This window comes from Micromonospora sp. NPDC050397, assembly GCF_044901685.1.
In the GTDB taxonomy this organism is placed as follows: Bacteria; Actinomycetota; Actinomycetes; order Mycobacteriales; family Micromonosporaceae; genus Micromonospora_G.
The window spans coordinates 1-26,984 of record NZ_JBJDPS010000008.1; the positions used below are offsets into that span (position 1 = coordinate 1).

Consider the following 26,984-nt stretch of genomic DNA (forward strand, 5'->3'; position numbering starts at 1 on the left):
CCAGGATCAAACTCTCCAACAAAAACTTGGAAAACCAATCCCGACAACAAAAAGTTGCCAAAGGAATCCAGACCAAACAGATCACAATAAAGCGACCAGCCGGCCCGGGGTAAAAATCATAATTGGCACTGGCTTATCAAGCACCCTGTTGAGTTCTCAAAGAACAACCACACACCGAAGAACTGCTCTCACATTCGAGAACCGCCCTCGGGGCAACTCACCTAACTTACCCGCCCGGTTTGGCGTTGTCAAGCCCATATCTTGGACTTTCTTCGCTTCATCCGAGTTTCCCCGCGCTCGCGCCCACCGTCACCGGTGGTCACTACTGTCCGAGGGAGGCCCACAGACCGGCCGATAGTCGCTCAGCGACACATCCGCCCGGCTCCTGCCGGCCCCGAGTACTCTACCCGGTTGGCTTCGCGATCTCAACCCGGTTCAACCGGCGATTCGCACCACCCGGACCAGCCTCGCTCGGCGGTCACCCGCCACGAGCCTGGGCGCTTGCGGTTCCGGCCGTTTTGTCCGGTGTTCCGCTTGCAGAGAGAAAGTTACGCGAAGGACTCTCCGAGAAGCAAATCAACGTCCGTCACCGTATTGCGACGCCAGTCGTGCCAGAGTGGCATCCATGGTCGCCGTACCGGAGCATGCCCCTCTCGCCGCAGACGCCGTCGTCGGTCTGCTGCTCCCCTTCTGGCAGCTCGTCATCGGAAGTCTCGTGCTGGTGGCGCTGGTCGTGTCCGTACGCCGGCTGGCCCGACGCGGCCCCAGCAGGATGACCACGGGTCTCCTGGTGACGGCGGCGGCCATCATCGGGCTCGCGCTCATCGGCGTCTTCCTCGAAGGACGCTGACCGGGGCCGGACGGCCGCTGGTCGGGAACCCCACGCCCGGGTCAGAGACGGCGGTTGGCCAGACTCGGCAGCTCGGCGCGGATGGTGGCCAGCCGCTCCAGGTCCAGGTCGACACAGACCACACCGACCGTGTCCGGCGCCTGGCCGAGGATCGTCCCCCACGGGTCGATCACCATGCTGCGACCGAAACAGGTCCGCCCCGGCTCGTGATCACCGATCTGGGCGGCGGCGGCCACAAAACACTGGTTCTCGATCGCCCTCGCCCGCAGCAGGACCTCCCAGTGGTCCCGTCCCGTGTGCAACATGAACGCGGCGGGCACCACCAGCAACTGGGCACCCCCGGCCACGGCAAGCTGTCGGTACAGCTCCGGGAAGCGCAGGTCGTAACAGATCGAGAGACCGACGCGTACGCCGTCGACGGTGACCGTGACCGGCTCCGGCCCCGGGGCCACGCCCCTGGACTCCAGGTAGGAGACCCGCCCGGGGATCTCCACGTCGTACAGGTGGATTTTGCGGTACGTCGCGCTCAGCTCGCCGTCGCGGTCGAAGACCAACGACGTGTTGTACGTGTGCTCCGGGTCGGGACCGACCTCGTGGAACGAACCAGCGTGCACCCAGATGCCGAGCCGCCGCGCGGCCGAGGCGAAGAACTCGGCGAACTCGCCGTCAACCGGCTCGGGCTTCGGCTGCCTCGACGCCGGACCGAGATAGTCGACGTACTCAGGGAGGATCGCCAGGTCCGCGCCGGCCGCCGCGGCCCGGTCCAGCAGCTCGCCGGCCGCCGCGAGATTGGCTTGCCGGTCATCGCGGGCGTTGAGCTGGCAGACGGCGACACGCATGCGCTGAGCGTACGGGCCGCCGCCCGCCCTGGACCAGACCCGGACTCAGGCCGATTTCTCCTCGCGGTCACGCCGACGCCGGCCGGTGAACTCACGCGGCACGATGGTCGGGTTGACGTTCTCCAGGACCACCTCGCGGGTGATCAGGACCCGGGCGGCGTCGGGGTTGCTCGGCACCTCGTACATCACGGAGAGGAGGACCTCCTCCAGGATGGCCCGCAGACCACGGGCTCCCGTCCCCCGGAGCATCGCCTGGTCGGCGATGGCGGCCAGGGCCTCCGGCTCGAACTCCAGCTCGACACCGTCGAGCTCGAAGAGCCGTTGGAACTGCCGCACCAACGCGTTGCGCGGCTCGGTCAGGATCCGCACCAGCGCCTCGCGGTCCAGGCTCCGTACGTTCGTGATCACCGGCAGACGACCGATGAACTCGGGGATCAGGCCGAACTTGAGCATGTCCTCCGGCATCACCTTGCCGAAGATGTCGTCGGTCGACCGCTCGGAGACGGCCCGGAGGTGGGCACCGAAGCCGGTCCCGCCCTGTCCGGTCCGGGACTCGATGATCTGGTCCAGCCCGGCAAAGGCGCCACCGCAGATGAACAGCACGTTGGTGGTGTCGATCTGGATGAACTCCTGGTGCGGGTGCTTACGGCCACCCTGCGGCGGCACGTTCGCCACCGTCCCTTCCAGGATCTTGAGCAGGGCCTGCTGGACACCCTCGCCGGAGACGTCCCGAGTGATCGACGGGTTCTCCGACTTGCGGGCGATCTTGTCGACCTCGTCGATGTAGATGATGCCGGTCTCGGCCCGCTTGATGTCGTAGTCAGCGGCCTGGATCAGCTTCAGCAGGATGTTTTCGACGTCCTCGCCGACGTAGCCCGCCTCGGTCAGCGCGGTCGCGTCCGCGATCGCGAACGGCACGTTGAGCATCCGGGCGAGGGTCTGCGCCAGGTGGGTCTTGCCGCAACCGGTGGGGCCGATGAGCATGATGTTGGACTTGGCCAGCTCGACCGCGTCGTTGCCCGACCCCGGTGCGCCGGCGGCCTCCGCCTGGATCCGCTTGTAGTGGTTGTACACCGCCACCGAGAGGGCTTTTTTCGCCTGCTCCTGGCCGACCACGTAGTTGTCGAGGAACTGGCGGATCTCCATCGGCTTGGGAAGCTCTTCCCACTTCACCTCGCCGGACTCGGCCAGCTCCTCTTCGATGATCTCGTTACAGAGGTCGATGCACTCGTCGCAGATGTAGACCCCTGGGCCCGCGATGAGCTTCTTGACCTGCTTCTGTGACTTGCCACAGAAGGAGCACTTCAGTAGGTCGCCGCCGTCGCCGATCCGTGCCACCTACGTTCTCCCTGCGCTCATCGGCCGGATCAACCCGGCCCTGGCCTGAGGACGGTACGCCTCGTCGGTCTAGATCGCCCGCCGGACTGACCGGCGAAGCGGTGCAGACCCGACGTTACTCGCTGCCGGAGCTTTCTCCGACCCCCAAAACCGGGTGTGTCAGAGGTCGGCCGACGAATCCAGGCCGGCCGACCTCTGGGACACCTTGGTCAGCTAGCGGCGTTCGCCGCGAGCAGGCCCTTCTTACGGCTGGTCAGGATGGTGTCGACCAGGCCGTACTCGCGGGACTCCTCCGCGGTCATGATCTTGTCACGGTCGATGTCCTTGCGGACCTTGTCGACCGGCTGGTTCGAGTGCCGCGAGAGCATCTCCTCCAGTTGGGTACGCATTCGCAGGATCTCCCGAGCCTGGATCTCGATGTCCGAGCCCTGCCCGTAGCCGCCCTCGGTGGCCGGCTGGTGGATGATGATCCGCGAGTGCGGCAGCGCCATCCGCTTGCCCGGCGTGCCGGCGGCGAGGAGCACCGCGGCGGCGCTGGCGGCCTGCCCGAGGCAGACCGTCTGGATGTCCGGGCGGACGTACTGCATGGTGTCGTAGATCGCCGTCATGGCCGTGAACGAGCCACCGGGCGAGTTGATGTACATGATGATGTCGCGGTCCGGGTCGGTGCCCTCCAGCGTCAGCAGCTGGGCCATCACGTCGTTCGCCGACGCGTCGTCCACCTGGACACCGAGGAAGATGATCCGGTCCTCGAACAGCTTGTTGTACGGGTTCGACTCCTTCACCCCGTACGAGGTGCGCTCGACGAACGACGGCAGAACGTACCGGTTGTGTACGGGTGCGAACTGCGGCGGCAGCGTCAGGTCAGTCATCGTCCAGCTCCTCAGCTCAGGGTCCCGGCGCCTTCCGGAACCTGCGTGGCTCCGGTGATCACCTTGTCGATGAAGCCGTAGTCCTTGGCTTCCTCCGCGGTGAACCAACGGTCCCGGTCGGAGTCGGCCTCGATCGCCGCCTGGTCCTGCCCGGTGTGGAACGCGACCCGATCCTGGAACATCCGCTTCGTGTACAGCATCTGCTCGGCCTGGATCGCGATGTCCGACGCCGTGCCACCCATTCCACCGGACGGCTGGTGCATCATGATCCGCGCGTGCGGGAGCGCGTACCGCTTGCCCTTGGTGCCGGCGCAGAGGAGTAGCTGGCCCATGCTCGCGGCCATGCCCATCGCGACGGTGGACACGTCGTTGTCGATGAACTGCATCGTGTCGTAGATCGCCATGCCGGAGTAGACCGAGCCACCCGGCGAGTTGATCCAGAGGTTGATGTCGCGGTCGGGGTCCTCCGCGGCGAGCAGCAGCAGCTGTGCGCAGATGCGGTTGGCGACCTGGTCCGTCACCTCGCTGCCCAGGAAGATGATGCGTTCCTTGAGCAGCCGGTTGTAGACCGAGTCGTCGAGGTTGCCAATTGAGTCCCCACCGCGGGCTTCAACAGCCCGCAGGGGCATCGCTGGGATGTTCATTTCGGTCATGGCAGCCCTTCGCTCTCCGTACCGTCTTACGCCCGACACTAACCGCTGCGGGGGGCCGGAGCTTCCTCCTCCGGGCACTGTTCGCTTTAAGCGCAGCTACCCGATCGCCTCCGGCGCAGCTCCTGCGGAGCGCCCCGGGAAGGGTTCCGGCCGCCGCGCGGAAGACCCGCGTGGCGGCCGGAAAAGGCCCGTCGATCAGTGCTGGTGCGCGTGGTTGTGTTCCTCGTCAGCCGCGGCGCGCAGCGCGTCCAGGCTGACCGCGTTGCCGGCCGAGTCGGTGATCTTGATGCGGTCCATCACCGAGGCCAGCGCCTTGCCGCGACGTACGTCACCGAAGACCGCGCCAGCCGTGCCGGAGCGGGCGAGCTGGTCGTAGTACTGCTGCGGAGCCATACCGGCGCGCTGTGCCCGGTGCACGATCTCGTGTCCGAATTCGTCGTCGGAGACCTGGACGTCCTCGGCGTCGGCCAGGGTGTCCAGCAGGAGCTGGACCCGTACGCCCTCGGTGGCCGCCTCGGTCAGCTCGGCGTCGATCTGCTCCTCGGTCTTCTCCTCGGCGGCGAGGTACTCCTCCAGGGAGGCGCCGATCCGCTCGAGCTGGTCGACCATGGCCTGCTTGCGGTTCTCCACCTCGTCGCGGACGACACCCTCCGGCGCCGGCACCTCGGAGGCGTCCACGAGCTGCTTGAGAGCCTTGTCCCGGGCCGCGTAGATCTGCTCGACCTGCTTGTTGCGGGTGATCCGCTCCCGCAGGTCGTCACGGAGCTGCTCCAGCGTGTCGAACTCGCTGGCGAGCTGGGCGAAGTCGTCGTCCAGCGGGGGCAGTTCCTTCTCCTTGACCGTACGCACGGTCACCGCGACGTCCGCGTCCTGGCCGGCGAAGTCGCCGCCCACGAGCTGGGTCACGAAGGTGGTCGAGTCGCCGGCGGAGAGGCCGACCAGGACCTCGTCCAGCCCGGGGAGGAGCTGCTTGCTGCCGACCTCGTGCGAGATGTTGGTCGCCGAGCCGCCCGGGACCTCCTCGCCGTTCACCGTCGCGGCCAAATCGATCTGGGTGTAGTCGCCCTCCTGAGCGGCCCGCTCGACCGTCTTCAGCGTGGCGAAGCGCTCCCGCAGGCCCTTGACCTGCTCGTCGACCTCGCTGTCGTCGATCTTCAGCTCGTCGACGGTCACCTCGACCGTGGTGAAGTCGGGCAGCGTGATCTCGGGGCGGACGTCGACCTCGGCGGTGAACTTCAGCGCGTCACCGTCGTTGAACTCGGTGATCTCGACCTCAGGGCGACCCAGGGTCTTGACGTCGTGCTCGCGGACGGCGGCCAGGATGTTCTCCGGGATGGCCTCCTGTACCGCCTCGTTCAGCACGGTGCCCCGGCCGACCCGCTGGTCGATCACGTTCGACGGCACCTTGCCCTTGCGGAAACCGGGCACCGTGACCTGCTGGGCGATCTCCCGGTACGCCTTCTTGAGGCTCGGCTCGAGCTCGACGAACGGCACCTCGATGGCGAGCCGCACGCGCGTCGGGCTCAAAGTCTCGACGGTGCTCTTCACAGGCGTACTCCTTGACGGATCTCAGACTTGTCATGGGCGTGATTCAGCCCATCGAGTGTAGGCGAGCCGTCTCAAGGGCCCTGCGGCGCCCGACACCGCGGTGGTGGATCACAGTCGGGGTGGCGGGATTTGAACCCACGGCCCCTCGCTCCCAAAGCGAGTGCGCTACCAAGCTGCGCCACACCCCGTGGCGACCAGCAGTGTATGCCTCCCCCGCCCGGTCGCGCCGCCTGGTATCCGCGCGTCGCGCCCGGCCGCCCTCCCGACGACGCTCACAGACCGCCGTGACCTGGGCTCTTTCAAGATCGGCGTACGGGCGAAGCGGGCGCTCGTCACAGCCGGGCGGATACCCCCGCGCGCTTCCGCAGCCGACCCAGTAAGCTATGGGCGCGTTCGGGTGACCGGACGTGCGCGGGCGTAGCTCAATGGTAGAGCCTCAGTCTTCCAAACTGATTACGCGAGTTCGATTCTCGTCGCCCGCTCCACAGCTCCCGGCCCAGGTCAGCGACATGATCGCTACACCTGGGCCGCACTGTTCCCAGCGCCTCCCCAAGACACGATCGGCGGGAAGTCGTACCCCTCCCCGCACCTCTTGCTCTCCATGCTCCGCCCCGGCAACCGGTACGGCACCAGACCGACCAGAGTCGCCCGCGCCACCAGTTCACTGACGTGGCTCACACAGAGATAACGCGCGTGCTCCAGCGAGGTCGGCCCGTACAACTCGACCCGCAGCAGCGCGGGTCGCCCGCAGCCGACCCGCTTCCAGGCCGCCGGCTCGGTCACAGCTCCGCTCGCCCGGAAGACTCGCCTCGTCGGAGCAACTCGGCCGCACGCGCCTGTCGGTACTTCTTGATCTCTCCCCCTGCCCACAGGAGCTGGGGACAGCCATCCGCAGAGCATTTCGAGCATGTCTTCGTCCGGTGCAGGTCGACGGTGTACCCCGCCGCGACCACCAGGACCGACGGAGAGTCGGGCTCATCCACCCCCATCACCGGATCGTCACCCAATCGGACGAACGCGCCGAAGTATCCGCCCGGCTGTCACGGTGATCCTCAGCGGCTCGCCAAGCTGTAGGCGGGTGTCAGACAAGACGTCTCCTCGGCGAGCGGGTGGCGGTTTTGGCGGGGATCAGTTGGAGTCCCTCCGGCTGGACGAACAGCTCGCGTTTCTCCACCGCCTCACCCCTGGCGTTCAGGACGTAGCCGGTGATCCAGGCCCAGCCGTCATAGGTCGGCTTCTCGCTCACCGAGATCACCCGCAGAATCAGCGGCGGAGCGCCGCCGAACTGCACCGACGCCCGTGCGTCGATCCGCAACACGTCACCTGCCTCAGGCACCCACACACGAACCCCCGAACGTTGGTTGAAGGGGCATCGAGGTGGGTGGACCTTCGAACGGCGCCGGTTGCCGGTCCAGCGGCCGGGGAGCACCGCCCACCCCGATGCCCAGCTCAGGAAGCCGTCGACCGACCCGATCCGCCGTGCTCCCCACACGACCACCGGAGCAGCATCCGTACGCGTTCACTTGCCCGCGCAACGGCGCGGAGGCTCGCACTGCGGGTGGCGTACCTCCGGCTCGTGAATGAAAAGGTGCAGTTCACCGTGGCTATCGAGCGCTCTGACATGGCCACCACTGTCCTCAATGCCTGGCCACGCTGGCACCACTCCACTGGACGACTACGGACGTCTGTAGATAGAGTGAGTCGTCCCTAGTTGTCCCCGGGAGGTTGGCGTGCCCAACGAGCGTCTACGCGATGCCATGCACCGAAATCGCCTCACCCCGACCGACCTCGCCGCAGATGTCGGCGTCGACCCCAAGACAGTCGAGCGGTGGATCACGCAGGACCGGGTCCCGTATCCCCGCCACCGGCACGCCCTCGCGACGCGGCTAGGTGAGACCCAGTCGTACCTGTGGCCGGACGCGCTTCCGTCCGCGCGTGCAGCCGCGGTCACCGAATCGGAACTCGTCCAGATCTACTCGCGCCGCGCCTCGATCCCGATCGAACTCTGGCAACGCCTACTGACCACAGCCACCCAGCAGATCTCGATCCTGGTGTACGCCGGACTGTTCCTGCCTGAGCAGCACCCGAACCTGATCACCATCCTGCGGGAACGAGCGGAAGCCGGAGCGAGGGTACGCATCCTCCTGGGCGACCCGGATTCGTCAGGAGTCGCGCAGCGCGGCGCCGAGGAAGGCATCGGAAACGCGATCTCGGCCAAGATCCGTAACGTCCTCACGTGGTACGAGAAACTTGACGGGGTCGACGGAGTCAGCCTCGGGCTGCACGGGACGACGCTCTACAACTCGATCTACCAGTTCGATGAAGAGATGCTGGTCAACCCGCACGTATTCGGGTTCCCGGCGGCGCACGCACCGACGCTGCACCTCCGTAGGATCGCAGGTGGAGACCTGTTCAACCTGTACGCCGACAGCTTCGACCGCATCTGGTCCGCATCGAGGCCCAAACGACAGGACCGAGAGGCGCCCTAGACATGGCACGGACCGAACACTTTCACGATCCCCACGCGCCGAAGCCCAACAGCATCGTCGTAGCTGTCACGACCTTCGTGCTCGACGGCCAAGACAGGGTTCTACTCATCCAGCGCACCGACAACGGACTCTGGGCACTGCCCGGGGGCGCGCAGGACGTTGGCGAATCGATCGCGCAGACGGTGGTGCGCGAAACCAGGGAAGAAACCGGGATAGACGTCGAGGTCACCGGCATGGTGGGCATCTACACCGACCCGAACCATGTCATTGCCTACAGTGACGGCGAGGTCCGGCAACAGTTCTCGATCTGCTTCCGCGCCCGCTACCTGGCTGGACAGCCGACGGAGAGCGACGAGTCATCACGTGTCGAGTGGATCGAACAACATGCCCTGGACGAGTTGAACATCCACCCCTCGATGCGTCTACGCATCGACCACGGCTACGCCAACCTGCCACAGCCCTATATCGGCTGATCACAGCTCAGCGAGACGCGCCTCAGTCCGTCGTACAGCAGCCACGATCTGCGGCTCGGCCCTGTTGATGAATCGGGTGACCAGATCGTCAGGGCCGTATCGGGTCCGAATCTCGTCCAGCCGGTCCAGCACGTCGAAGTCCTGCCCGTCCGGGCCGGTCGTCGCGTCGCAGTACCAGAGCGCGTCCCGTGTCGGTGAGTCCTCCTGACTGAACTCTGCGCCCAACTCGTCGGCCAGGCCTCGCTCCTCGGCCTCAAGGATCGCGCAGGTATGGTGCGCCACCAGGCACGTGACGCGCTCATCGAAACCACGAGATCGCAGCCAGCGCGCACCGTCCAGCGGATGAAAGCCGGACTGCGCCAATGGCGGGGCGTACCCGATGTCGTGCAACCAGGCCGCCGCGACCAACGTCTCCCGGTCCGCGCGATCCAGCGCCGCCGAGACGCGCTCTGCTTTCGCGCCCACCGCCTGCACATGCCTCCACCGCCGTGGCAACGACTCACTCAGCAGGGACGCGGCCAGGTCACGCGCATCAGTCGTCAGCTCCACCCAGACAGCCTACGAATTGTGCGCCGCCGTGCCAGCCGTTGATACCTGGCAGCGAGATGACGCCGACAGCCGGTCCGCACCTGCTGCCCTGCTCGGGATGCACGCTGCGACGACTCGTACCAGCTACCAACAGCACCGTTGGGCTAACCTGCGGCACGATCGACCACGTACTACCTCTGCTTCGCCTGCTACAGCTCACAGGCCCCGGACTGAGAGAGGAAGCATGACAGCGACGACGCCCAGCATCCCGCCGAACGTGCGTGTCGATGTCGAACGCCTGTGGACCTACCACGACATGCACCACGACCGCCGCCCCACCGACGTCGGCATCGGGCTCGGCAGTCACGACCTGGGCGTCGCGATGGTCGCCACGAACCTCTTCCACCTAGGCATGTACCCGCTCCTCGTCTTCACCGGCGCCAACGCCCCCACCACTATCGAGCGATTCCCACGTGGCGAGGCAGTTCACTACCGCGAGTACGCCATCGAGCACGGCATACCGCCCACCGCCATCGTCATCGAGACACAGGCTCGGAACACCGGACAGAACGTCGAGCTGACCCGCGCACTCCTGGCCGAGCGCCGGATCGAGGTCCGGTCAGTCACCCTCATGTCCCGGCCCTACCAGCAGCGACGCGCCTACGCCACCTGCAAGAAACTCTGGCCCGAGGTCGACGTCATCTGCGCGTCGCACCCGCTGCCGTTGGACGACTACGTGACCAGCATCGGCGACGTCGACAAGGTCATTAACATGCTCGTCGGCGACACCCAACGCATCACCAAGTACGCCGAACTCGGCTTCGCCATCCCACAAGACGTACCCACCGAGGTCGAACTCGCGTACGCCCGACTGGTCAACGCCGGCTACGACAGCAGACTCGTGTAGCCGCTGGGCTCCATCCTTTGAAACAGATAGGCCGTCGATGCGGTGTGAGTGTCCAAGTTCGGGCTACCTGAACACTCGCGCCAGGTGGCATGGTTGGTTGATGACCTTCGACCTGCTGCTCGACCAGGGCGTGCTGCTGCCGTCGGCGCTTCCGCTGGCGTTCGGCCTGCAGCGTGTCGAGGTTCTTGATGTGTGCCATGCGGCCGACATACACGACGTATTCGTCTGCGGGACGGTCTGGGCTATCGCGTTCGAGACTGGTGGCATCATTGTCACGATGTCAGCAGCCACGGCGAGGGGACTGGATGCGGTCTCCTTCCGCCGCACCGACTCGGCGGTAGGCACGATGCCCGTTGCCTTAGATAACGTGGATCTTTTCGGGTGGCCGACGGATGACGTCGTGACCGCGCTGGCCGACAGTCATCTGGTCGAGCGGCCCGCACCTACAAATGCCTGGATCGATCATCGCCGAGTGTTGCTGCATTGTGACTCGTCGGACGGAAGCAACAATTCCGCTCGCCGGAGGCCGAAACGCGCGCCTACGCCGTACTTCGATTTCGCGTGTCTGTACTCGCCACATCACCCCTGACGGTCCCCCGAACCGTGACCTCCGGCGCGCCTGGATTGGCTTGCCACTGACCGCCCGGGTTGCCTGTCGCCCCGCTGCCTGAAATGTCGGCGGGGACCGCCACACTGCCGGGATGACCTACGACCTTGCGGTTTGGGATGGCGAGCAGCCGGCCGACGACGCTGCGGGCGCTGCTGCCTTCGAGCGGATCTACCACAAGTACATCGGAGCGGATGAGGACTTCCCTCCGACTCCGCGTATCCGTGCCTACGTCGAAGCTCTGCTCGACCGTTGGATAGATATGACCGAGGACGACGATGACGTGAGCCCCTGGTCCGATGGCCCGCTGATCGACAACGCCTCGGGTCCAATCATCTACTTCGCCATGCGGTACAGCATGTGCGAGGACGTGTCGGCGGCTGCGGCGCAATTGGCGGCTGAGCGTGGTCTCATCTGCTTCGACCCGCAGTGGAACCGCCTCCGGCCCGCCCCGGAGGAGCAGACCGAGCCACCCACAAGCCATGAGCCGGAGACGGTCGCAAGGGCAGGTACGGGCACTATCGGACAGTCGATGACCAGAACCTTCGGACGGATCAGGTCGGTGAACCACGACCATCGAAACTGACTGCGCGCGCTCGGTTCTCGTCGCCCGCTTCACAGCTCCCGGCCTAGGTATCGCGATCGCGGTCCTGGTCGGCCGGGAGCTGTCGGACCCTCTGTCTAGGCTCAGGCGCCGTGAGCATGATTGGGAACTGGTTACGGGTGACGCCGGCCGAGCTGGCGAAGGCACGGGAAGACCTCGGTTGGGCGTACCAGCTCGTGCAGGCGGCGCAGGACTCCGAGAGCAGCCGGCTGTACCACCTGGACAAAACATGGCACGCCTTTGACTTCCTGCTGGAACGACACGGGTTCAGTGTCCCGATCGTCCTCGGCGCCGAGTCGTTCGTGGACACGCCGGACGACGAGCTCGCCGAGGATGACGAGGACGACGAGGACGACGACACCGACTGGGGCTACGGGCCGCCGACTTACCTCACCCCGGAGCAGGTGGCGACGGCCGCGACCGAACTCGCCACCCTCACCGAGGAGGCTCTGACGCGTGGCGTCGATCCGGCGGAGCTGACCCGCGCCGAGATCTACCCGAACGTCTGGGACAGGCCCGGGGAACTCGACTGGGCCGTCCACCACCTGTCGTACGTGCGGAGGTTCTTCGCTGCGGCGGCGAGGAGCGGCGACGGCATCATCTGCTGGATCGACTAGCCGTCGACCCCTCTCCGATGGGCGTGACGCGTCGATGGAACCGTCCCGGAAACGGTTCCCCGTGGGTCGTACGGATGTGCGATCCTTTCGCGGGTTTACAACGACACCCATCTCATTGCGGGAGGGCGACATGCGTGTACCTTCGCGCGCTCGTCGACGGGTCACGGCGCTGGTCACGGCGTCGATGCTCGGCTGCGGCGCGACCATCGGACTCACGGCCACACCGGCCGCCGCGGCGACAACGGCGCCGACGGATCTCAAGACCTCGAACCAGCCGTGTGCCACCGCCGCGCCGGGGCCATACCTGAGCCCGGAGATGCTCAACGACGCCCGGGCCGTCGTGCTACGCGGCACTTTCGACGGTGACGGCCTGGGCGCCGACCCGCAGGCCGACTTTCAGGTGTGGGACGTCGCCAACCCGGAGCAGCCACAGCAGTGGCTGACCGGCATCGCGGAGCAGAGCAACGAGGTCTACATCCAGCTCGAGGACCGGGCGAGGCAGCTCGACGGGGTCACGTACGCGTGGCGGGTGCGGGTCCTCGACGGCACGGACGCGTCGCCGTGGAGCGCTACCTGCTATTACACGGTGGACCGCAGTGGTGGCCCGGCCCCGACCGTCGCCTCCGCCGAATATCCGACCGGTAGCTGGGACAACCCCAGCGGTGGGATCGGTAAGCTCGGTTCGTTCACGCTCTCCCCGACCAGTCCCGATACTGTCAGCTACCGCTACCGGTTCCACGTGAGCGAGCCGACTGGTGACCCGGTCGAGACAACGGTGGAGGCCGAGGGTCTCGGTGGCCCGGCGACCGTCGAGTTCACCCCGCAGGCGGCTGGCAACCACGCACTCAGGGTCTGGGCCCTGGACCGGGCCGGCAACTTCTCCGAGCCGGCCCACTACGAGTTCTACGTCAAGGAGACGCGGCCGTCGATCTTCTCGGCCGCGTACCCGGACTGGAGCACGAACCTGAACTACAACGTCGGTGTGCCTGGCGCGTTCGAGCTGCGGGCCTCGGTCCCCGGCACCACGTCGTTCGCCTGGCGGATCGACGAGGACGGGCCGTCGGGCTCCGTGCCGGCGGCGGCCGACGGGACGGCGACCGTGATGATCGCTCCGGTCCGCGCCGGCCGGCAGACCCTCTACGTTCGGAGCGTCACCGGCGACGGCGCGAACCACGCCTCCCGCGCCTACGAGTTCCTGGTCGACAACGCTCCGAGGGTCACCGGTGACACGGACCGGAGTGTGACGATCGGGTCGTCGCTCTCCTACCACCTGGCACCTCGGACGCCGAACGTCGAGGCGTACCTCTACTGGGTCAGCTACTCGGGCCTGGAGGAACGGCCGATCGAGAAGGTCACCGTTCCGGCTCGCCCGGACGGCACCGCCGATCTCACCTGGACGGCGACCGAGACCAGCGTCAACGGGCTGCGCATCCAGAGCCGGAGCGCGGACGGCAGCCTTTCCGAGCCGCGCTGGACCTCCGTCTCGGTCGACGGCGCGTCGCCGACGGTGAACCGTACCGGCGGGGACGACCTGGGTACGACCGCCAGCTTCACCGCCCGTACCCGGATGGCGAACGTGGTCGACTACGTCGTGCTGTTGAACCGCGACGAGGCGACGGAGCAGGTTCTGACCCCGGCCGCCGACGGCAGTGTCACGTTCAGCTACACGCCGACGAGGGCCGGCTACAACTACGTCACCGTCGTCGCCCGCAACGCCGCTGGCGTACGGACGGAGGAGGGCGGCACGTACTGGACGGTGTTGGACTCGCCCAAGGTCACGTCGACCGACTTCCCGACGCGCGACGGTGGCCAGCTCGCCCCGGGCAGCTTCGATTTCGCCCCACGCCTGCCCAACACGGTCGCGTACGAGTACACGTTCAACTTCGGGCCGTACACGAATCTTGCCGCACGGCCGGACGGCACGGCGACGCTGGACTGGACGCCGACGCAGACCGGCCGGTACACCCTGAGCGTTCGGAGCATCGCGGCCGGCGGCGCCCGTTCCGCGACCACGAACTACAGCTTCCTGGTCGTGGACGGTGCCGCCAAGGTCAGCTCGGCGGCTCCGACCACGGCGTACCGCACCCACTGATCGTCCGACCGGCACGACTGCGACCAGCACGACTGCGACCAGCACGACTGCGACCAGCACGACGCAGGGCCATCCCGGGTTCGGGGTGGCCCTGCGCCGTCGGGACGGTCCGGCGACCAGTCGTCGGCAGCGATGGAGATGGTGATACCGCGCCGCGCGCCTCGGTCCCGACTCCTCCACCCTCGTCTCCACCCGCCGCTCGATCTTCCGGCGGTGTCGGTCCACCCGGACCGGTCCATAGCGTGGCCGTCATGAACGACCGGGACAACAGGTTGCCCGACCGGGTACGCACGATCAGTCGCCTGCTCACCGGGGGTCACCAGCCCTCCCGTGGCGTACGGCTGCTGGTGTTCGTACTCGGCCGGATCTTCGAACAGGGTGGAGGGAAAGTGACCGGTAAGGCGATCTTCGCCGCGCTGATCGTGCTCGTCGTGGTGGTGCTCGGCTTTGTCGCGTACCGGCTGGTGGTGCTGGAGCTCATCCTGCGCCTGGTGGAAGACCGGTAGCGGGATCGGCGAGACTGGGCCGATGGGCGAGGTGTGGCAGCGGGTACGACGCCTGCTGCTCGCCGACGACCCGGAGACCGGATGGCTGGTCCGGCTCACCCTCACCGGTCTGCTGGCCTGGACCCTCAGTTATTCGGGCGGCATGTCCGGCGCCGCCGGTTGGCAGTGGGCGGCACTCGCCGCCAGCCTGGCGAGTTGGCTGGTGTTCGCGCTCGGGGACGGGCGGGCTCCGCGTACGGCCCTCGGCGCGCTCGCGCTCTGCTCCGCGTTGGGCTCGGTGGCGGCCGGTACGGGCGGGACGGCCGGCTCGACCGCCGCCACCTTCACCCTGGTCGGTCTGCTCACGTACGCGCTGCACCTGGGGCCGACGCCACGGTCGATCGTCGCCGTGGCCGCCGTCGACCTCTGCCTCTACCTGCTCGGTTGCTGGTGGTGGGGGCAGGACCCAGCCGCAGCCCTGATCAATGTGGCGGTGGTGGTCATCGTCGTGCTGTTCGGGCTGCACCGGCGGGAGCACCGGCGGCGGGCGCGGCAGACCGCGCGGCTGCTCGAACAGACCCGACTGGCCCAGCGGGAGCAGGCCCGCGCGGCGGCGCTCGACGAGCGGGCCAGGATCGCCCGGGAGCTGCACGACGTGCTGGCGCACTCGCTCGGCGCACTCGGGGTGCAGTTGGAGGTGGCCGAGGCGCTGCTGACCGACCGGGGCGACGTGGAGGGGGCGGCGGTCCGGGTCCGACGGGCCCGTCGGCTGGCCGCCGAGGGTCTGGTCGAGGCCCGTGCCGCGGTCGCCGCGCTGCGGGCCGACGTGCCACCGCTGACCACCGCGCTCTCCGACCTGGTCACCGCGTACCGACAGGACCACCAGGTGCCGGTCGACTTCCGTACCGAGGGCACGCCCCGTCCGTTGGCGCCCGCCGCCGAGGTCTCGTTGCTGGGCACCGCGCGGGAGGCACTCACCAACGCCGCGAAGCACGCGCCGGGCGGGCCGGTCACGGTCGCCCTCCACTTCCGGCCCGAGGAGGTACGTCTCCAGGTGTGCAACGGACCGGGCCGGGCGACCCCGGCGGAGGCGGTACGGGTCAACGGCTACGGCCTGACCGGCAGTCGGGAACGGATCGCGCTGGTGGGCGGCACTCTGACCGCCGGTGATCCGGGACATCCCGGCGGCGGTTGGCAGGTCGACGTACGGGTGCCGGCGTGACCCCGGCGGGCGGGTCCCTGCGGGTGCTGGTGGTGGACGACCAGCAGATCGTCCGGGAGGGGCTGGTCGCGCTCCTCGGGCTGCTCGACGGCGTGACCGTGGTCGGTGACGCCGGGGACGGCGAGCAGGCGTTGCGGCTGGTCGCCGAGCTGGCGCCGGACGTGGTGCTGATGGACCTGCGGATGCCGGTGCTGGACGGGGTCGCCGCGACCGCCCGGATCAGCGGGGAGTTTCCCGGCACGGCGGTGCTGGTCCTGACCACGTACGCCGACGGCGAGTCGATCGACGCGGCGCTGCGGGCCGGCGCCCGGGGTTACCTGACCAAGGACGCCGGCCGGGTGGAGATCGGGAACGCGTTGCGGGCGGCCGGTGCGGGACAGGCGGTCTTCGACCCGGCCGTGGCCCGACGCCTGGTCGAGGCGCTCGACCGGCCGACCGGTCCGGCACCGGGCGCTGCCCGCCGGGCGCTGCCGGACGGGCTGACCGGCCGGGAGGTGGAGGTGCTCGCGCTGATCGCCCGGGGGCTGAGCAACGCGGAGATCGGCAGGGCGTTGTTCGTCGCGCCGGCCACGGTCAAGACGCACGTCAACAACGCGTTCGCCAAGATCGGCGTACGGAACCGGACCGAGGCGGCGGCCTACGCCAACCGGCACGGGCTGGCCGACGCCCGGTGAGTCGAAGCCGACGGCCCGAACCCGGCGCGCGGTCTCGACGGCCGGTACGTCAGCCCGCGGTACGGGTACGGGCGAGATGGACGGTGAACTCCGTACGCGCCCCGTCGGCGCTGCGGAGCCGCCGCTGACGCAGGTCGCCCGTACCGGGGTCGAAGGTGAGTTCGGCGGCCGTGGACTCGCCCCCGTCGGTGACCCGGGAGCCGGCGAGCCGCAGGTAGGGCACCCGCAGGGTCACTCCGGGTGCCCCGGTGACGTCACGGTCGACGTCCGGCACGAGGGTGGCGTTGCCCTCCTGCGCGGCCAGCCGGAGCGCGGCGGCCCGTTGCGCCGCCCCGGTCTCCGGGCTGGTGAGGAACTCGACCAGGAGTGTCCAGCGCAGCGCCGGGCAGTCGGTGGCCGGCTGGTTGGCGCAGAGTTTGCCCAGGCGGCGGTCCAAGTCGACCGGGTCGGCCGGGATGTCGGTGGCCGGGTCGGGGACGTTGAAGACCACGGAGACCCAGCGTGGACTGGTGTAACCGGGCAGCCCTCCCGGGACGCCGTCGCCGAGGGCGGCCCACCGGGCGTCGAGATCCTGGGTGGTGCCGTCGAAGAGGGTACGGGCGGCCGGGGCGGAGGCTGTGCCCGTACAGCCGGCCAGCCCGGCCGCGTCGGCGGGCGGTGTGCTCAGCTCGGCCTTGAGGCGCCCGGCGACCGGTCCACCGCTCGCCGGACGGGCGTCGACCCAGCTCGACGCGGCGACGGTGGTGACGGCGCAGGCGGCCGGCGCCCCGGTGACGAGCACCTCGAGGTCGTGCCGGTGGAGCAGGTCGGCGCCGGCCGGCGGGTCGGTGACGTGCGCCGCCGCCTCGGCGAGTCGGTCGAGCACCTCGCGCGGTGAGGCGGCGGCGACCGGGGGCGGGTTCCGGTCCGGCTGGTCCGGTCCGAACCCGACCGGGACCAGGTCGGCCGCGAGCAGCACCCCGGTCGCGGCGGCGGCGACGGCGAGCGGCGCGAGCCACCGGCGCCGCCGCCCCGGCGCGGCCGGCGGGGCGGCGGCCCGGCCGGATCGGGGCGCCGGCAACACGGTCGGCGGCGGCACCACCGGCGGCGGCCCGGCCTCGGCGGTACGTTCGCCGAGCCGGGCCAGGAGCAGGTCGAGGGTGCGCTGTTCGGCGTCGGTCAGCTCGTGCGCGTAGTCGGGATCACGGTTGCTTCGCATCAGGTCTCGTCCTTCGACATGGCCAGGGCGAGTCTGGCTCGGGCCCTGGCCAGGCGCATCCGGGCGGTACCCGGTCGGATGCCGAGGGCGGCGGCAGCCTCGGTGACGCTGAGCCCACGGTCGAGCATCACCTCGATCAGCTCCCGTTCCGCCGGGGGCAGGGAGGGCAGGGCGGCGAGCGCGGGCGCGGCCAGTTCGCTCGCGTCGATCCGGTCGTCGACCCGCTCGTACTCGTCGACGCTGGGGTGCGACTGCCCGCCGAGCCGGCTCATCGCCCGCGACTCGGCGGCGGCGCGCCGCCAGCGCATCGCGACCAGGTTGCGGGCGATGCCGAAGAGCCAGGCGCGTGGTTCGCCCTGGGCCGGGTCGTACCGGGTCGCCGACTCCATCGCGGCGATGAAGGTGGCTGCGGCCAGGTCGCCGGCATCGTGCGTGTCACCGACCGCCGAGTGCAGGTAGCGGGTCAGCGCCCGGACGTGCCGGCGGTAGAACTCCTCGAGCGCGGCCGGATCGCGGTCGAGTCCACGGAGCAGCTCACGATCGTCAATGGCGTCGAAGCTGGCATCGAGCACCCTCACATCTTGTCATTGCGCGAGCCGTCCCGGGCGTCACGTCGACCGCCGCTGCCGGCCGGACCAGCGACGGCGGCCGGACCAGGGCCGGAACCGAGCCGACCAGGGCCGGAACCGAGCCGGCGCGGAGCCGGACGTGACGCTTTCCCGGCGACGCGCAATGACCCTGGTAGATGTCCGCGAATGTGGAGGTGACCGAGTGTCCGAGGTATCTGTCGCGACGGGGACGACCAGGGCCCGCGCCGGACGGCCGGGCGGCACGCCGAGGTTCCGGGGGCTGCTGCTCGCCGCCGCCGGTGCCCTGCTGGTCGTGACGGCGGCCGGCTGCGCCGAGGAGCCGGATCGGGGGGTGGCGACCGCCCAGACCTCGTCCACGCCGAACCAGGAGGTGACCGCCGCCCCGGCCGGGAACGCCGGTGGGCTGGACCGGTCGCTGGCGTTCGTGAGGTGCATGCGTGAGGCGGGCGTCCAGGTGGACGACCCGGACCCGAACGGTGTCTGGGTGATGAAGCCCGGCGACAAGACCGATCCGGAGTTCCCGGCCGCGTCGGAGAAGTGCAAGGACCTCTTCCCGCAGCCGGGCGGGGCGACGGCGATCTCACCGGAGCAACTGGAGACGATGCGCAGGTACGCCCAGTGCATGCGGGACAACGGCGTACCGGACTTCGCCGACCCGGGTCCGCAGGGCTTTGTCACGCCGCCGAAGGACCCGGCCGCCGCCGAGCGGGCGCAGAAGCAGTGCGCGGGCATTCTCGGCAGTGACCCAACCGGCCCCGGTCAGGGATGAGCGAGCAGCGTCGGCCGGCCCGCCGCCTGATCCGTACCGTCGGGATCGGGCTGGCGGTGCTGGCCCTGGTCGCCGCCGCCGTCGTGGCCTCGGTCGGCCTCGGCGGCGGCGAGCCCGAGCCGGGTACCGCCGCCGCCCCGGGCGGCACCACCCCGGTCATCCGGGAGACCCTGGTCGAGTCGGCGCAGGCCGAGGCCGACCTGGGGTACGGCGACCGGGTCCCGCTGGTGTCGGCCGCACCCGGCACGCTGACCTGGCTGCCCACCGTCGGCACGACGGTGAACCGGGGACAGCCGCTGCTGCGGGCGGACGACAAACCCGTGGTCCTGCTCTACGGCACGCTGCCGATGTACCGCCAGCTCAAGAAGGACACCGAGGGCACGGACGTCAAGCAGTTCGAGACGAACCTGCGCGAGCTGGGCTATTCCGGCCTGACGGTGGACACCCGCTACACGGCGGCGACCGAGACGGCGGTCAAACGCTGGCAGAAGGATCTCGGCCAGCCGGAGACCGGGACGGTGGAGGTCAACCAGGTCAGCTACGCCGCCGGTCCGGTACGGGTCGCGGAGCACCGGGTCCGGCTCGGGGCCAGCGCGACCGGCGAACTGCTCGGCTACACCGGCACCGAGAAGATCGTCACGGCGCGGGTCCCGGTCGACGGGAGCGACTGGGCGAAGGCCGGGGTCGCGGTCACGGTGACCCTGCCCGGTGGTGCGACCGTACCCGGCACGGTGACCGGGGTCGGGGCGGAGGTGACCGAGCCCGCCGAGGGCGGGGACGCGCCGGGCGGTGCGGACGCGCCGACCGTACCGGTGACGGTCCGGGTCGCCGACCAGGCGGCGCTGCGCGAGTTCGAGAAGGCCCCGGTACGGGTGAGCCACGTGGTCCGGGAGCGCAAGGACGTACTGACCGTGCCGGTCGCGGCGCTGCTGGCGCTCGCCGAGGGGGGCTACGGGCTGGAGTTGGCGCAGGGGTCGGGCACCCGGATGGTCGCGGTCGAGGTGGGTCTCATCGCCGCCGGGCGGGTCGAGGTGGAGGGTCCGGAGATCACGGAGGGTACGACGGTGGTGGTGCCACGGTGAACCGCGACGCGGTGGTACGACTCGACCGGGTGTCGAAGATCTACCCGGGTGGGGTCGCCGCTCTCGCCGAGGTGAGCCTGCGGATCGGGTACGGCGAGTCGGTCGGCATCGTGGGGCCCTCGGGGTCCGGCAAGTCGACCATGCTGCACCTGGTCGGCACCCTGGATCGGCCGTCCGCCGGTCTGGTGGAGATCGACGGTCACGACGTGGCCCGGCTGGGTGACCGGCAGCTCTCCGCCCTGCGCGCCCGCCGGGTGGGCTTCGTCTTCCAGCAGTTCCACCTGGCCGCCGGGGTCTCCGCGCTGGACAACGTGGCCGACGGCCTGCTCTACGCCGGGGTGCCGAGGCGGCAACGGCGGGACCGGGCCGAGGCGGCGCTGGCCCGGGTCGGGCTGGCCCATCGGGTCGACCACCGCCCGCACGAGTTGTCCGGTGGGGAGCGGCAGCGGGTGGCGGTGGCCCGCGCGGTGGTGGGTGAACCGGCGTTGCTGCTGGCCGACGAACCGACCGGCAACCTGGACTCGGCGGCCGGGGCGGCGGTGCTCGCGCTCCTCGGTGAGCTGCACCGGGCCGGTACGACCGTCGTCGTGATCACGCACGATCTCCAGATCGCGGCGAGCCTGCCCCGTCAGGTACGGATGCGTGACGGCCGGATCGCCGACGACAGCGGACCCGGTGACGGGCCCGACGCCGGACCCGACGTCGACGCCGGATCCGACACCGGGGCGGCGGCGTTCACCGGCGACACCCCGCCGGACGGGGTGCGGTCGTGAGCGGGCCCGGCCCGGGGCCGGCGGACGTACGCCGGACGGCCGGCACCTCGGCGGACCGGCTGCGGCCGGCGCGGCTGCGCCCGGCGGACGTGCTCCGGGTCGGCGGGACCGGCCTGCGTACCCGGCCGTTGCGGGTCTTCCTCTCCACCCTGGGGATCGCGATCGGGATCGCGGCGATGTTGGCCATGGTCGGCATCTCCTCGTCCAGCCGGGCCGAACTGGACCGGACGCTGGACCGGCTCGGCACGAATTTGCTCACGGTGACGCCGGGCAAGACGATCGCGGGTCAGGACGCACCGCTCCCGGTGGAGTCGGTCAGCATGGTGCGCCGGATCGGCCCGGTCACGGCGGCCTCGGCGACCGGGGTGGTGGACGCCTCGGTCTACCGCAACGAGTACATCCCGTCCGGCCAGACCGGCAGCATCGCGGTGCTGGCGGCACAGCCGGACCTGCTCTCGACCGTCGGCGGCCGGGTGGCCCGGGGGGCGTGGTTCAACCCGGCGACGGCCAGCCACCCGGCGGTGGTGCTCGGCGCGACCGCCGCGAACCGGCTCGGTGTACGGATCGCCGGACCGCGAGTCTGGCTGGGTGGGACGTGGTTCGGGGTGGTCGGGGTGCTCGACCCGGTGCCGCTGGCGCCGGAACTCGACACGGCGGCCCTGGTCGGCTGGTCCTCGGCCGAGCGCTACCTGGGTTTCGACAGCCACCCGACGATGATCTACACGCGTTCGCTGGACTCCCGGGTGGAGGCGGTCCGGGCGGTGCTCGGGGCGACCGCCAACCCGGGCGCGGCGCACGAGGTACGGGTGTCGCGCCCGTCCGACGCGTTGGCCGCCCGGCGGGCGGCCGGTCACACCCTCGGCGCCCAGCTGATCGGGCTGGGTGTGATCGCCCTGCTGGTAGGAGGGATCGGGGTGGCGAACACGATGGTGATCTCGGTGCTGGAACGGCGTACCGAGGTCGGGCTGCGGCGGTCCATGGGTGCCACCCGGGGGCAGATCAGGAACCAGTTCCTGATGGAGTCGCTGCTGCTGTCGCTGCTCGGCGGGGTGGCCGGCACCCTGCTCGGGATCGCCGCCACCGCCGGCTACGCCCACCTGCGGGACTGGCCGACCCTGGTGCCGGCCTGGGCGACCGCCGGCGGGATCGGCGCGACCGTGCTGATCGGCACGCTGGCCGGGCTCTACCCGGCGATCCGGGCGGCCCGGCTGGCGCCGACCGAGGCCCTGGCCACCCCGTGACGCAGACGGGCGAGCGGCCCGCGCCTGCGCGGGCCGCTCGTCGGTCGTAGGATTCGGCGGCGGAGGTCGCCGTCCGGCGTCAGCAGGGGTAGTTGCTGCCGTTGCCGTAGAGCAGGGCGTCGTTGACCCAGCCGGACCGGTTGATCGCCGGGACGTAGACCCAGGTCCAGGTCGACCAGCCGTTGTAGGTGTCGCCCGAGGTGTAGCAGTAGTACTGGGCGGCGTAGCCGTTGTAGGCGCGGCCGACGACGGTGCAGGCCCCGCTGCCGAGGTGGTGCGGGCCGGAGCGGACGGCGGCGTCGGTGGCCGAGACGTAGCCACCGGTCCCGTCCAGGAACGGGTGGGCGTGGCTACAGCCGGCCTGGGCCGGGGTCGCCGTCAGCGCCACCAGACCGGTGACGGCGAGTACGAGCGCGGCAGCGGCGCTGAGAATACGTGATCTCATGGTGCGTCCCCTCGTGTTGTGCCGTTGCTGTCCAGGGCATCGTCGGGCGGGTCACTGAAGAACCGCTTAAGATATGCTGAAGGCCGTCCTATCAGGACGATCATTTCTTTGGCCGACCTGCTGTGATGCATTTGCCGTGGCGCAGTATATTTACCGACATCATTTACTGATGTTACGTAAGATATGATCCACACGGAGCTGACTCCGGACTCGGAGCTCGACCGGACCACCGAACAGAGGACGCCGATCAACGCTGGGAAATGTCGGCACGTGCCACACGGGGAGACGGTTCATGGGGGCAAGTCAGGCTGAACTGCGGTTGCTTGGTCCATTCGAAGTCCTGATCAACGGAAGACAGCTACCGGTCGGACAACCGAAGCAGCGGGCACTGCTGGCGCTGCTCGCCCTGCGCAGCGGCACCCAGGTGCCGATGTCGGAGATCATCGACGTGCTCTGGGACGGCGCGCCACCGGCCCGGGCCCGCAACCAGGTCCAGGTGTACGTCTCCGGCCTGCGCCGGACCTTCGCCGAGGCCGGATCGGGCTACCGGTTGATCGACACCCGGCCCGGCGGCTACCTGTTGGACGTACCAGCGAACTGGGTCGACCTGGCCGCGTTCGGACGGGCGGCGGTCGACGCCGCCGGGCAGGCCCGGGCCGGCGACTGGCGGGGCGCGGACCGGCTGCTGCACGCGGCCCTCTCCTGCTGGCGCGGTTACCCGCTCGGCGGCGTGCCGGGGGAATTCTTCGAGCAGACCGCCCATCAACTGGAGGAACGACGGGTGGCGGCGCTGGAACAGCAATTACGCGTGAAACTCGCGCTGGGCGACCACACCGAACTCGTCGCCGGATTGCGCGGGACGGTGGCGCAATATCCGTTGCACGAGGGGCTCCGACATGGATTGATGTTGGCGCTGTACCATTCCGGACGGTCCGCCGAGGCACTGGCGATATACCGGGACGGCCGTGACAAGATCGTGGATCAGTTGGGCATCGAACCCGGCCCGGAACTGCGCGCTCTGGAGCTGATGATCCTGCGCGGCGAACCGGCCTCGGTGGTCAGCGCGATGGTGCGGGATCGATCGGCGACAAAACTGCTCGACCGTTAGTCACGACTACTCGATCAATGGCCGGGATAGACTGCCCCGGTGAGCGCCGCGCCCCGACGGGTCCCCGGTGACCTGCTGGTCCACCTGCGGCGGGCCCGCGACCACGCCGACCGCCACTACGCCGAGCCGCTGGACCTGGAGACCCTCGCCGGGGTGGCCGGCCTGAGCAAGTTCCACTTCCAGCGGATGTTCACCGCGGCGTACGGCATCTCGCCCGCCGCCCACCTGTCCCGGCGGCGGGTGGAGCGCGCGCAGGACCTGCTCCGCGCCACCAACCTCACCGTGACCGAGGTCTGCCACGTGGTCGGCTTCTCCAGTCTCGGGTCGTTCAGCAGCCGGTTCCGGGAACTGGTCGGCGAGACGCCGAGCGAGTTCCAGCGCCGCTGGGCGGTGAGCGGGGCGCCGCGCATCCCGGGATGCTTCGTCTTCATGTGGGGGCTGGCCGAGCGGCGGGACCGCGCAATCGGGGAGAAGCCGGATCTCCCGGGCCGCTCCTAGCCTGGTCCCATGATTACCAACATCTCGATCACCAGCGTTTCCGTGAAGGACATCGACGCCTCCAAGGCGTTCTACATCGACGTACTCGGGTTCGCCGAACACACCGACATCACCCTCGGCGACGGTTACCGCTGGTGCACCGTGAAGCACCCGAACCAGCCCGAACTCGAGGTGCACCTCACCATCCCCGGCCCGCCGTACTCGCCGGAGATGGTGGACGCGATGAACCGGGCGCTCGACGACGGCGGGCTGTTCGCCCTCGGCCTGCGGGTGGACGACTGCCAGAAGACCTACGACGAGTTGCGAGCCAAGGGCGTGGAGTTCATCCAGACCCCGGAGCAGCGCCCGTACGGGGTGGAGGCGGTCGCCCGCGACAACTCCGGCAACTGGATGGTGCTGGTCGAGCCGCACGAGTTCGACCCGAAGGACTTCGCCTGACACCGAGGGGTGTGAACCGCCCGGCGAGGGGCCCCGCGACCGTACGAGCGGGGTCCGTCGCCCGGGTCAGCGCAGGTCGATGACGGCGGTCACCACGGTGCCCGGTGCCCCGTCACGGATCACCAGATCGGCACTCAGACTCCGGACGATCCACAGACCCCGGCCACCGATCTGGGTCGCCGCGGGTTGGGTCGTGCCGGTGGCCGGCTCGCTGATCCCCGGGCCCCGGTCGCTGACCTCGCAGTAGAGCGAGTCTCCGGTCCGCCACAGGCGCAGCCGGCCGCCGCCACCGCCGTGCCGGACCGTGTTGCTGGCGAGTTCCCCGGCGACGATCAGCAACTGTTGCAACTGCTCGTCGTCGATGGCGAGCCGGTCGGCGTGGGCCGCGATGGTGGCCCGCATCCCGTACAGGCCGTCGCCGTCGAAGGGGTGGTCGAGCGTGACCGGGTCCGGAACCAGGATCTCCGCCTGGTCCGAGGAGGTGGTGCTCGGGTCGGAGCCGGTCATGGGGCCGCTGTTATCCGGAGCCGGTCGGTGCCGACCTTGCCGACCAACTCCATCACCTTCCGCACCAGGCCACGACAGGTCACGGTCATCCGCCGGGAGGCGGGCAGCTTCAGCGCGGCGTGGGTGATCGCGGAGGCACAGGCGGCGTCGATGTAGTCCAACCCGCCGAGGTTCACGTGCGGGTGCCGGTCCAGCCGCACCGTCTCGGTGAGCGCCCGGTTCAGCTCGTCCAGGTGCTGGTAGTCCAGCTCACCGGCGACCCGGATGCCCGGCGGACTGTACTGGCGACAGATCCGCAGCAGCGCGTCGTCGTGGTACGCCAGCGCCGCGACCGCCTTCGGGTGCGCCTTGGCCGCGAAGGCCAGGGTGACCGCGTCGAAGCGCTCCCGGTCGTACTGGCAGATGACGCAGAGCCGACCGTCGGCGAAGAGCGCGCCGACCTCCTGCTCGAAGGAGAGCAGCTCCTCCGGCGCGGCCAGCGGGCGGGTCGCCCAGCACATGTCCGCGGTCACCCGCAGGCCCGGATAGCCCTCCCGGCCGGCGAGGTCGAGTTGTTCGGCCAGCGTGTCGACCATGTTCCGGGCGTCCGCCCCCCGGTCGACCAGCAGCGACGACTCGACCGTGGCGAGGTGGAGCTGTCCGCGCCGCAGCGCGCCGCCGGTACGCACCGACCGGTCCCGCAACTCCCGGCCCAACTGCTCCGGGTCGACCGAGTCGGTCAGGCAGAGCACCTTCTGACCCTGACGCAGGCCGTCGCGGACAAACGCGGCCAGCAGGTCCAGCCGCTCCTGCGGGTCAGAGAACGTCAAACATCCGTGATCCCCGAGCGTGAGCTCGTCTACCCGGACAGCCTCGGCCATGCAGCCCCGCCTCCGTACGTGATGAAGCTGGACCCCACCGTAAGGCCCGGCGACCGGCGCGTCATCTCGGGGGCGGCGCCGGCTCCCTGTCGCCCACACCCGTTACCCCGTCCACCGGGTGCGGCAGGCTGTCAGCCTGATCACATCGAGCAGTCACGGTACGTCAGCACCGGGCCGGGGGCTGCGGGGCTGTGCCAAGGTGGGGCGGTGACCGCGCCAGCCGAACCGACCCGTCCGCCGACCCCGGTCCGGCCCGGCCGGACCCGGCTCGTCCTGCGGGAGCTGCGGTCCTGGCGGCCGACCCTCGCCCGCCTGGCCGGGCTGCTGCGCAGCGCGGTCACGTCGTTCGTGGTCCTGGCCGGGACACTCTGGCTGATGCCGGGCGTGGACGCCGACGGGCTGACCTCGATCCTCTGGGTGGTGGTCCTGGTCGCCGTGGGTGGTGCCCTGCTCCGGCCACTGCTGCTCGCGCTGGCCACCGTGCTCGGCGGGCTGGGCGCGCTCGTGGTCGGTGCCAGCCTCCAGACGATCGTGCTGTACGTGGCGCTCTGGCTGGCGCCGGACGCGTACCTCTCCGGGCTGCCGGCGGTCTTCGCCGCCTCCTGGTTCGCGGTGGCGCTCGCCGCCGTCGTCAACTGGCTGACCGACTCGGGCACCGACGACGCCTTTGTCAGCGA

At 69.6% G+C, this 26,984-nt stretch carries 31 protein-coding genes and 2 tRNA genes; 19 read left to right on the top strand and 14 right to left on the bottom strand.

All coding sequences use genetic code 11. The features are described from left to right. The first annotated feature begins 625 nt into the window (after positions 1-625). Positions 626-850, top strand: coding sequence for a hypothetical protein (locus ACI2K4_RS24340; RefSeq protein ID WP_404514424.1), 225 nt, complete (start codon positions 626-628; stop codon positions 848-850). A gap of 41 nt (positions 851-891) precedes the next feature. On the opposite strand, the gene ACI2K4_RS24345 is transcribed toward ACI2K4_RS24340, so the two are convergent. The 6 genes from ACI2K4_RS24345 to ACI2K4_RS24370 all read right to left on the bottom strand — a co-directional run bounded on the left by ACI2K4_RS24345 (position 892) and on the right by ACI2K4_RS24370 (position 6,288). After that, positions 892-1,689, bottom strand: a complete 798-nt coding sequence (locus tag ACI2K4_RS24345; RefSeq protein WP_404514426.1) for a carbon-nitrogen hydrolase family protein — start codon at positions 1,687-1,689, stop codon at positions 892-894. 45 nt (positions 1,690-1,734) lie between these two features. Continuing rightward, positions 1,735-3,027, bottom strand: coding sequence for an ATP-dependent Clp protease ATP-binding subunit ClpX (gene clpX / locus ACI2K4_RS24350; RefSeq protein WP_404514428.1), 1,293 nt, complete (start codon positions 3,025-3,027; stop codon positions 1,735-1,737). A 209-nt stretch (positions 3,028-3,236) separates the two neighbouring features. Continuing rightward, the gene (locus ACI2K4_RS24355; RefSeq protein ID WP_121156500.1) at positions 3,237-3,899 is read right to left on the bottom strand and encodes an ATP-dependent Clp protease proteolytic subunit; all 663 of its coding nucleotides are present in this window, start codon (positions 3,897-3,899) and stop codon (positions 3,237-3,239) included. A gap of 11 nt (positions 3,900-3,910) precedes the next feature. Then, positions 3,911-4,552, bottom strand: a complete 642-nt coding sequence (locus ACI2K4_RS24360; protein WP_404514430.1) for an ATP-dependent Clp protease proteolytic subunit — start codon at positions 4,550-4,552, stop codon at positions 3,911-3,913. Between the two features lie 195 nt (positions 4,553-4,747). Beyond that, complete coding sequence (gene tig, locus ACI2K4_RS24365; protein ID WP_404514432.1) at positions 4,748-6,100, bottom strand: trigger factor; 1,353 nt, start codon at positions 6,098-6,100, stop codon at positions 4,748-4,750. 114 nt (positions 6,101-6,214) lie between these two features. Then, positions 6,215-6,288 (bottom strand) — tRNA-Pro (locus ACI2K4_RS24370). Between the two features lie 223 nt (positions 6,289-6,511). On the opposite strand from ACI2K4_RS24370, the gene ACI2K4_RS24375 reads away from it, so the two are divergent. Continuing rightward, a tRNA-Gly gene (locus ACI2K4_RS24375) sits at positions 6,512-6,585 on the top strand. 31 nt (positions 6,586-6,616) lie between these two features. Here the strand turns inward: ACI2K4_RS24375 and ACI2K4_RS24380 are convergent. Continuing rightward, a complete protein-coding gene (locus ACI2K4_RS24380) occupies positions 6,617-6,883 on the bottom strand; it encodes a hypothetical protein (protein ID WP_404514434.1) in 267 nt (88 codons plus the stop codon). Between the two features lie 298 nt (positions 6,884-7,181). After that, entirely contained in the window at positions 7,182-7,436 is a 255-nt protein-coding gene (locus tag ACI2K4_RS24385; protein WP_404514436.1) for a hypothetical protein, read from the bottom strand. 394 nt (positions 7,437-7,830) lie between these two features. On the opposite strand from ACI2K4_RS24385, the gene ACI2K4_RS24390 reads away from it, so the two are divergent. Continuing rightward, positions 7,831-8,589 carry a helix-turn-helix domain-containing protein gene (locus ACI2K4_RS24390; RefSeq protein ID WP_404514438.1) on the top strand — a complete coding sequence of 253 codons (759 nt, stop codon included), beginning with the start codon at positions 7,831-7,833 and terminating at the stop codon, positions 8,587-8,589. A 2-nt stretch (positions 8,590-8,591) separates the two neighbouring features. After that, positions 8,592-9,062 (top strand): NUDIX hydrolase, encoded by a 471-nt coding sequence (locus ACI2K4_RS24395; protein ID WP_404514440.1) that lies wholly within the window; start codon positions 8,592-8,594, stop codon positions 9,060-9,062. Here the strand turns inward: ACI2K4_RS24395 and ACI2K4_RS24400 are convergent, their stop codons facing one another. Further along, entirely contained in the window at positions 9,063-9,611 is a 549-nt protein-coding gene (locus ACI2K4_RS24400) for an HD domain-containing protein (protein WP_404514442.1), read from the bottom strand. It abuts the gene before it with no gap. 223 nt (positions 9,612-9,834) lie between these two features. On the opposite strand from ACI2K4_RS24400, the gene ACI2K4_RS24405 reads away from it, so the two are divergent. From ACI2K4_RS24405 to ACI2K4_RS24440, 8 genes are all read left to right on the top strand, one after another. Continuing rightward, positions 9,835-10,497 (top strand): YdcF family protein, encoded by a 663-nt coding sequence (locus tag ACI2K4_RS24405; protein ID WP_404514444.1) that lies wholly within the window; start codon positions 9,835-9,837, stop codon positions 10,495-10,497. Positions 10,498-10,597: 100 nt separating this feature from the next. Next, positions 10,598-11,086: a hypothetical protein gene (locus ACI2K4_RS24410; RefSeq protein WP_404514446.1), complete on the top strand. Its 489-nt coding sequence runs from the start codon at positions 10,598-10,600 to the stop codon at positions 11,084-11,086. A 112-nt stretch (positions 11,087-11,198) separates the two neighbouring features. Then, on the top strand, positions 11,199-11,690 hold the full coding sequence (locus ACI2K4_RS24415; RefSeq protein ID WP_404514448.1) for a hypothetical protein: 492 nt from the start codon (positions 11,199-11,201) through the stop codon (positions 11,688-11,690). A gap of 116 nt (positions 11,691-11,806) precedes the next feature. Beyond that, a complete protein-coding gene (locus ACI2K4_RS24420) occupies positions 11,807-12,325 on the top strand; it encodes a YfbM family protein (protein WP_404514766.1) in 519 nt (172 codons plus the stop codon). Positions 12,326-12,455: 130 nt separating this feature from the next. Continuing rightward, positions 12,456-14,417: a hypothetical protein gene (locus ACI2K4_RS24425; RefSeq protein ID WP_404514450.1), complete on the top strand. Its 1,962-nt coding sequence runs from the start codon at positions 12,456-12,458 to the stop codon at positions 14,415-14,417. 251 nt (positions 14,418-14,668) lie between these two features. Beyond that, positions 14,669-14,923 carry a hypothetical protein gene (locus ACI2K4_RS24430; protein WP_404514452.1) on the top strand — a complete coding sequence of 85 codons (255 nt, stop codon included), beginning with the start codon at positions 14,669-14,671 and terminating at the stop codon, positions 14,921-14,923. Positions 14,924-14,945: 22 nt separating this feature from the next. Beyond that, complete coding sequence (locus ACI2K4_RS24435; RefSeq protein WP_404514454.1) at positions 14,946-16,124, top strand: sensor histidine kinase; 1,179 nt, start codon at positions 14,946-14,948, stop codon at positions 16,122-16,124. After that, complete coding sequence (locus tag ACI2K4_RS24440) at positions 16,121-16,798, top strand: response regulator (RefSeq protein ID WP_404514456.1); 678 nt, start codon at positions 16,121-16,123, stop codon at positions 16,796-16,798. The genes ACI2K4_RS24435 and ACI2K4_RS24440 overlap by 4 nt, the downstream gene beginning before the upstream one ends. A 49-nt stretch (positions 16,799-16,847) precedes the next feature. Here ACI2K4_RS24440 and ACI2K4_RS24445 read toward each other — a convergent pair whose 3' ends face one another. Together ACI2K4_RS24445 and ACI2K4_RS24450 are read right to left on the bottom strand one after the other, a co-directional pair. Beyond that, positions 16,848-17,996 (bottom strand): hypothetical protein, encoded by a 1,149-nt coding sequence (locus ACI2K4_RS24445; protein ID WP_404514458.1) that lies wholly within the window; start codon positions 17,994-17,996, stop codon positions 16,848-16,850. Next, the gene (locus tag ACI2K4_RS24450) at positions 17,996-18,568 is read right to left on the bottom strand and encodes an RNA polymerase sigma factor (protein ID WP_404514460.1); all 573 of its coding nucleotides are present in this window, start codon (positions 18,566-18,568) and stop codon (positions 17,996-17,998) included. Before ACI2K4_RS24450 ends, ACI2K4_RS24445 begins: the two co-directional genes overlap by 1 nt. 199 nt (positions 18,569-18,767) lie before the next feature. Here ACI2K4_RS24450 and ACI2K4_RS24455 point away from each other — a divergent pair, with 199 nt between their 5' ends. Genes ACI2K4_RS24455 through ACI2K4_RS24470 form a run of 4 tightly spaced genes read left to right on the top strand, consistent with a single transcriptional unit; the run spans position 18,768 to position 22,451 of the window. Next, the gene (locus ACI2K4_RS24455; protein ID WP_404514462.1) at positions 18,768-19,355 is read left to right on the top strand and encodes a hypothetical protein; all 588 of its coding nucleotides are present in this window, start codon (positions 18,768-18,770) and stop codon (positions 19,353-19,355) included. Continuing rightward, positions 19,352-20,437 (top strand): peptidoglycan-binding protein, encoded by a 1,086-nt coding sequence (locus ACI2K4_RS24460; RefSeq protein WP_404514464.1) that lies wholly within the window; start codon positions 19,352-19,354, stop codon positions 20,435-20,437. The genes ACI2K4_RS24455 and ACI2K4_RS24460 overlap by 4 nt, the downstream gene beginning before the upstream one ends. Before the next feature lie 11 nt (positions 20,438-20,448). Continuing rightward, positions 20,449-21,210 (top strand): ABC transporter ATP-binding protein, encoded by a 762-nt coding sequence (locus ACI2K4_RS24465; RefSeq protein WP_404514768.1) that lies wholly within the window; start codon positions 20,449-20,451, stop codon positions 21,208-21,210. Next, positions 21,207-22,451, top strand: a complete 1,245-nt coding sequence (locus ACI2K4_RS24470; protein WP_404514466.1) for an ABC transporter permease — start codon at positions 21,207-21,209, stop codon at positions 22,449-22,451. Before ACI2K4_RS24465 ends, ACI2K4_RS24470 begins: the two co-directional genes overlap by 4 nt. Before the next feature lie 79 nt (positions 22,452-22,530). Here ACI2K4_RS24470 and ACI2K4_RS24475 read toward each other — a convergent pair whose 3' ends face one another. Continuing rightward, the gene (locus ACI2K4_RS24475) at positions 22,531-22,896 is read right to left on the bottom strand and encodes a hypothetical protein (RefSeq protein ID WP_404514468.1); all 366 of its coding nucleotides are present in this window, start codon (positions 22,894-22,896) and stop codon (positions 22,531-22,533) included. 292 nt (positions 22,897-23,188) lie between these two features. Between ACI2K4_RS24475 and ACI2K4_RS24480 the strand changes: the two genes are divergently transcribed. From ACI2K4_RS24480 to ACI2K4_RS24490, 3 genes are read left to right on the top strand one after another with little or no spacing between them, the layout of a single operon-like run. Continuing rightward, positions 23,189-24,004 carry a BTAD domain-containing putative transcriptional regulator gene (locus tag ACI2K4_RS24480; protein ID WP_404514470.1) on the top strand — a complete coding sequence of 272 codons (816 nt, stop codon included), beginning with the start codon at positions 23,189-23,191 and terminating at the stop codon, positions 24,002-24,004. Positions 24,005-24,043: 39 nt separating this feature from the next. After that, positions 24,044-24,502, top strand: a complete 459-nt coding sequence (locus ACI2K4_RS24485; RefSeq protein WP_404514473.1) for a helix-turn-helix domain-containing protein — start codon at positions 24,044-24,046, stop codon at positions 24,500-24,502. Positions 24,503-24,511: 9 nt separating this feature from the next. Continuing rightward, positions 24,512-24,940, top strand: coding sequence for a VOC family protein (locus tag ACI2K4_RS24490; protein WP_404514475.1), 429 nt, complete (start codon positions 24,512-24,514; stop codon positions 24,938-24,940). A 66-nt stretch (positions 24,941-25,006) separates the two neighbouring features. On the opposite strand, the gene ACI2K4_RS24495 is transcribed toward ACI2K4_RS24490, so the two are convergent. Together ACI2K4_RS24495 and ACI2K4_RS24500 are read right to left on the bottom strand one after the other, a co-directional pair. Beyond that, on the bottom strand, positions 25,007-25,447 hold the full coding sequence (locus ACI2K4_RS24495) for an ATP-binding protein (protein WP_404514477.1): 441 nt from the start codon (positions 25,445-25,447) through the stop codon (positions 25,007-25,009). Then, on the bottom strand, positions 25,444-26,256 hold the full coding sequence (locus ACI2K4_RS24500; RefSeq protein WP_404514479.1) for an MEDS domain-containing protein: 813 nt from the start codon (positions 26,254-26,256) through the stop codon (positions 25,444-25,446). The genes ACI2K4_RS24495 and ACI2K4_RS24500 overlap by 4 nt, the downstream gene beginning before the upstream one ends. Positions 26,257-26,984 lie beyond the last annotated feature (728 nt).

Bases quoted from the DNA above. Each gene is read 5' to 3' on its own strand.
- ACI2K4_RS24340 (WP_404514424.1), top strand. From the start codon at position 626: ATGGTCGCCGTACCGGAGCATGCCCCTCTCGCCGCAGACGCCGTCGTC.
- ACI2K4_RS24345 (WP_404514426.1), bottom strand. From the start codon at position 1,689: ATGCGTGTCGCCGTCTGCCAGCTCAACGCCCGCGATGACCGGCAAGCC.
- ACI2K4_RS24355 (WP_121156500.1), bottom strand. From the start codon at position 3,899: ATGACTGACCTGACGCTGCCGCCGCAGTTCGCACCCGTACACAACCGG.
- ACI2K4_RS24360 (WP_404514430.1), bottom strand. From the start codon at position 4,552: ATGACCGAAATGAACATCCCAGCGATGCCCCTGCGGGCTGTTGAAGCC.
- ACI2K4_RS24395 (WP_404514440.1), top strand. From the start codon at position 8,592: ATGGCACGGACCGAACACTTTCACGATCCCCACGCGCCGAAGCCCAAC.
- ACI2K4_RS24405 (WP_404514444.1), top strand. From the start codon at position 9,835: ATGACAGCGACGACGCCCAGCATCCCGCCGAACGTGCGTGTCGATGTC.
- ACI2K4_RS24410 (WP_404514446.1), top strand. From the start codon at position 10,598: ATGACCTTCGACCTGCTGCTCGACCAGGGCGTGCTGCTGCCGTCGGCG.
- ACI2K4_RS24415 (WP_404514448.1), top strand. From the start codon at position 11,199: ATGACCTACGACCTTGCGGTTTGGGATGGCGAGCAGCCGGCCGACGAC.
- ACI2K4_RS24420 (WP_404514766.1), top strand. From the start codon at position 11,807: ATGATTGGGAACTGGTTACGGGTGACGCCGGCCGAGCTGGCGAAGGCA.
- ACI2K4_RS24425 (WP_404514450.1), top strand. From the start codon at position 12,456: ATGCGTGTACCTTCGCGCGCTCGTCGACGGGTCACGGCGCTGGTCACG.
- ACI2K4_RS24430 (WP_404514452.1), top strand. From the start codon at position 14,669: ATGAACGACCGGGACAACAGGTTGCCCGACCGGGTACGCACGATCAGT.
- ACI2K4_RS24435 (WP_404514454.1), top strand. From the start codon at position 14,946: ATGGGCGAGGTGTGGCAGCGGGTACGACGCCTGCTGCTCGCCGACGAC.
- ACI2K4_RS24445 (WP_404514458.1), bottom strand. From the start codon at position 17,996: ATGCGAAGCAACCGTGATCCCGACTACGCGCACGAGCTGACCGACGCC.
- ACI2K4_RS24460 (WP_404514464.1), top strand. From the start codon at position 19,352: ATGAGCGAGCAGCGTCGGCCGGCCCGCCGCCTGATCCGTACCGTCGGG.
- ACI2K4_RS24475 (WP_404514468.1), bottom strand. From the start codon at position 22,896: ATGAGATCACGTATTCTCAGCGCCGCTGCCGCGCTCGTACTCGCCGTC.
- ACI2K4_RS24480 (WP_404514470.1), top strand. From the start codon at position 23,189: ATGGGGGCAAGTCAGGCTGAACTGCGGTTGCTTGGTCCATTCGAAGTC.
- ACI2K4_RS24490 (WP_404514475.1), top strand. From the start codon at position 24,512: ATGATTACCAACATCTCGATCACCAGCGTTTCCGTGAAGGACATCGAC.
- ACI2K4_RS24495 (WP_404514477.1), bottom strand. From the start codon at position 25,447: ATGACCGGCTCCGACCCGAGCACCACCTCCTCGGACCAGGCGGAGATC.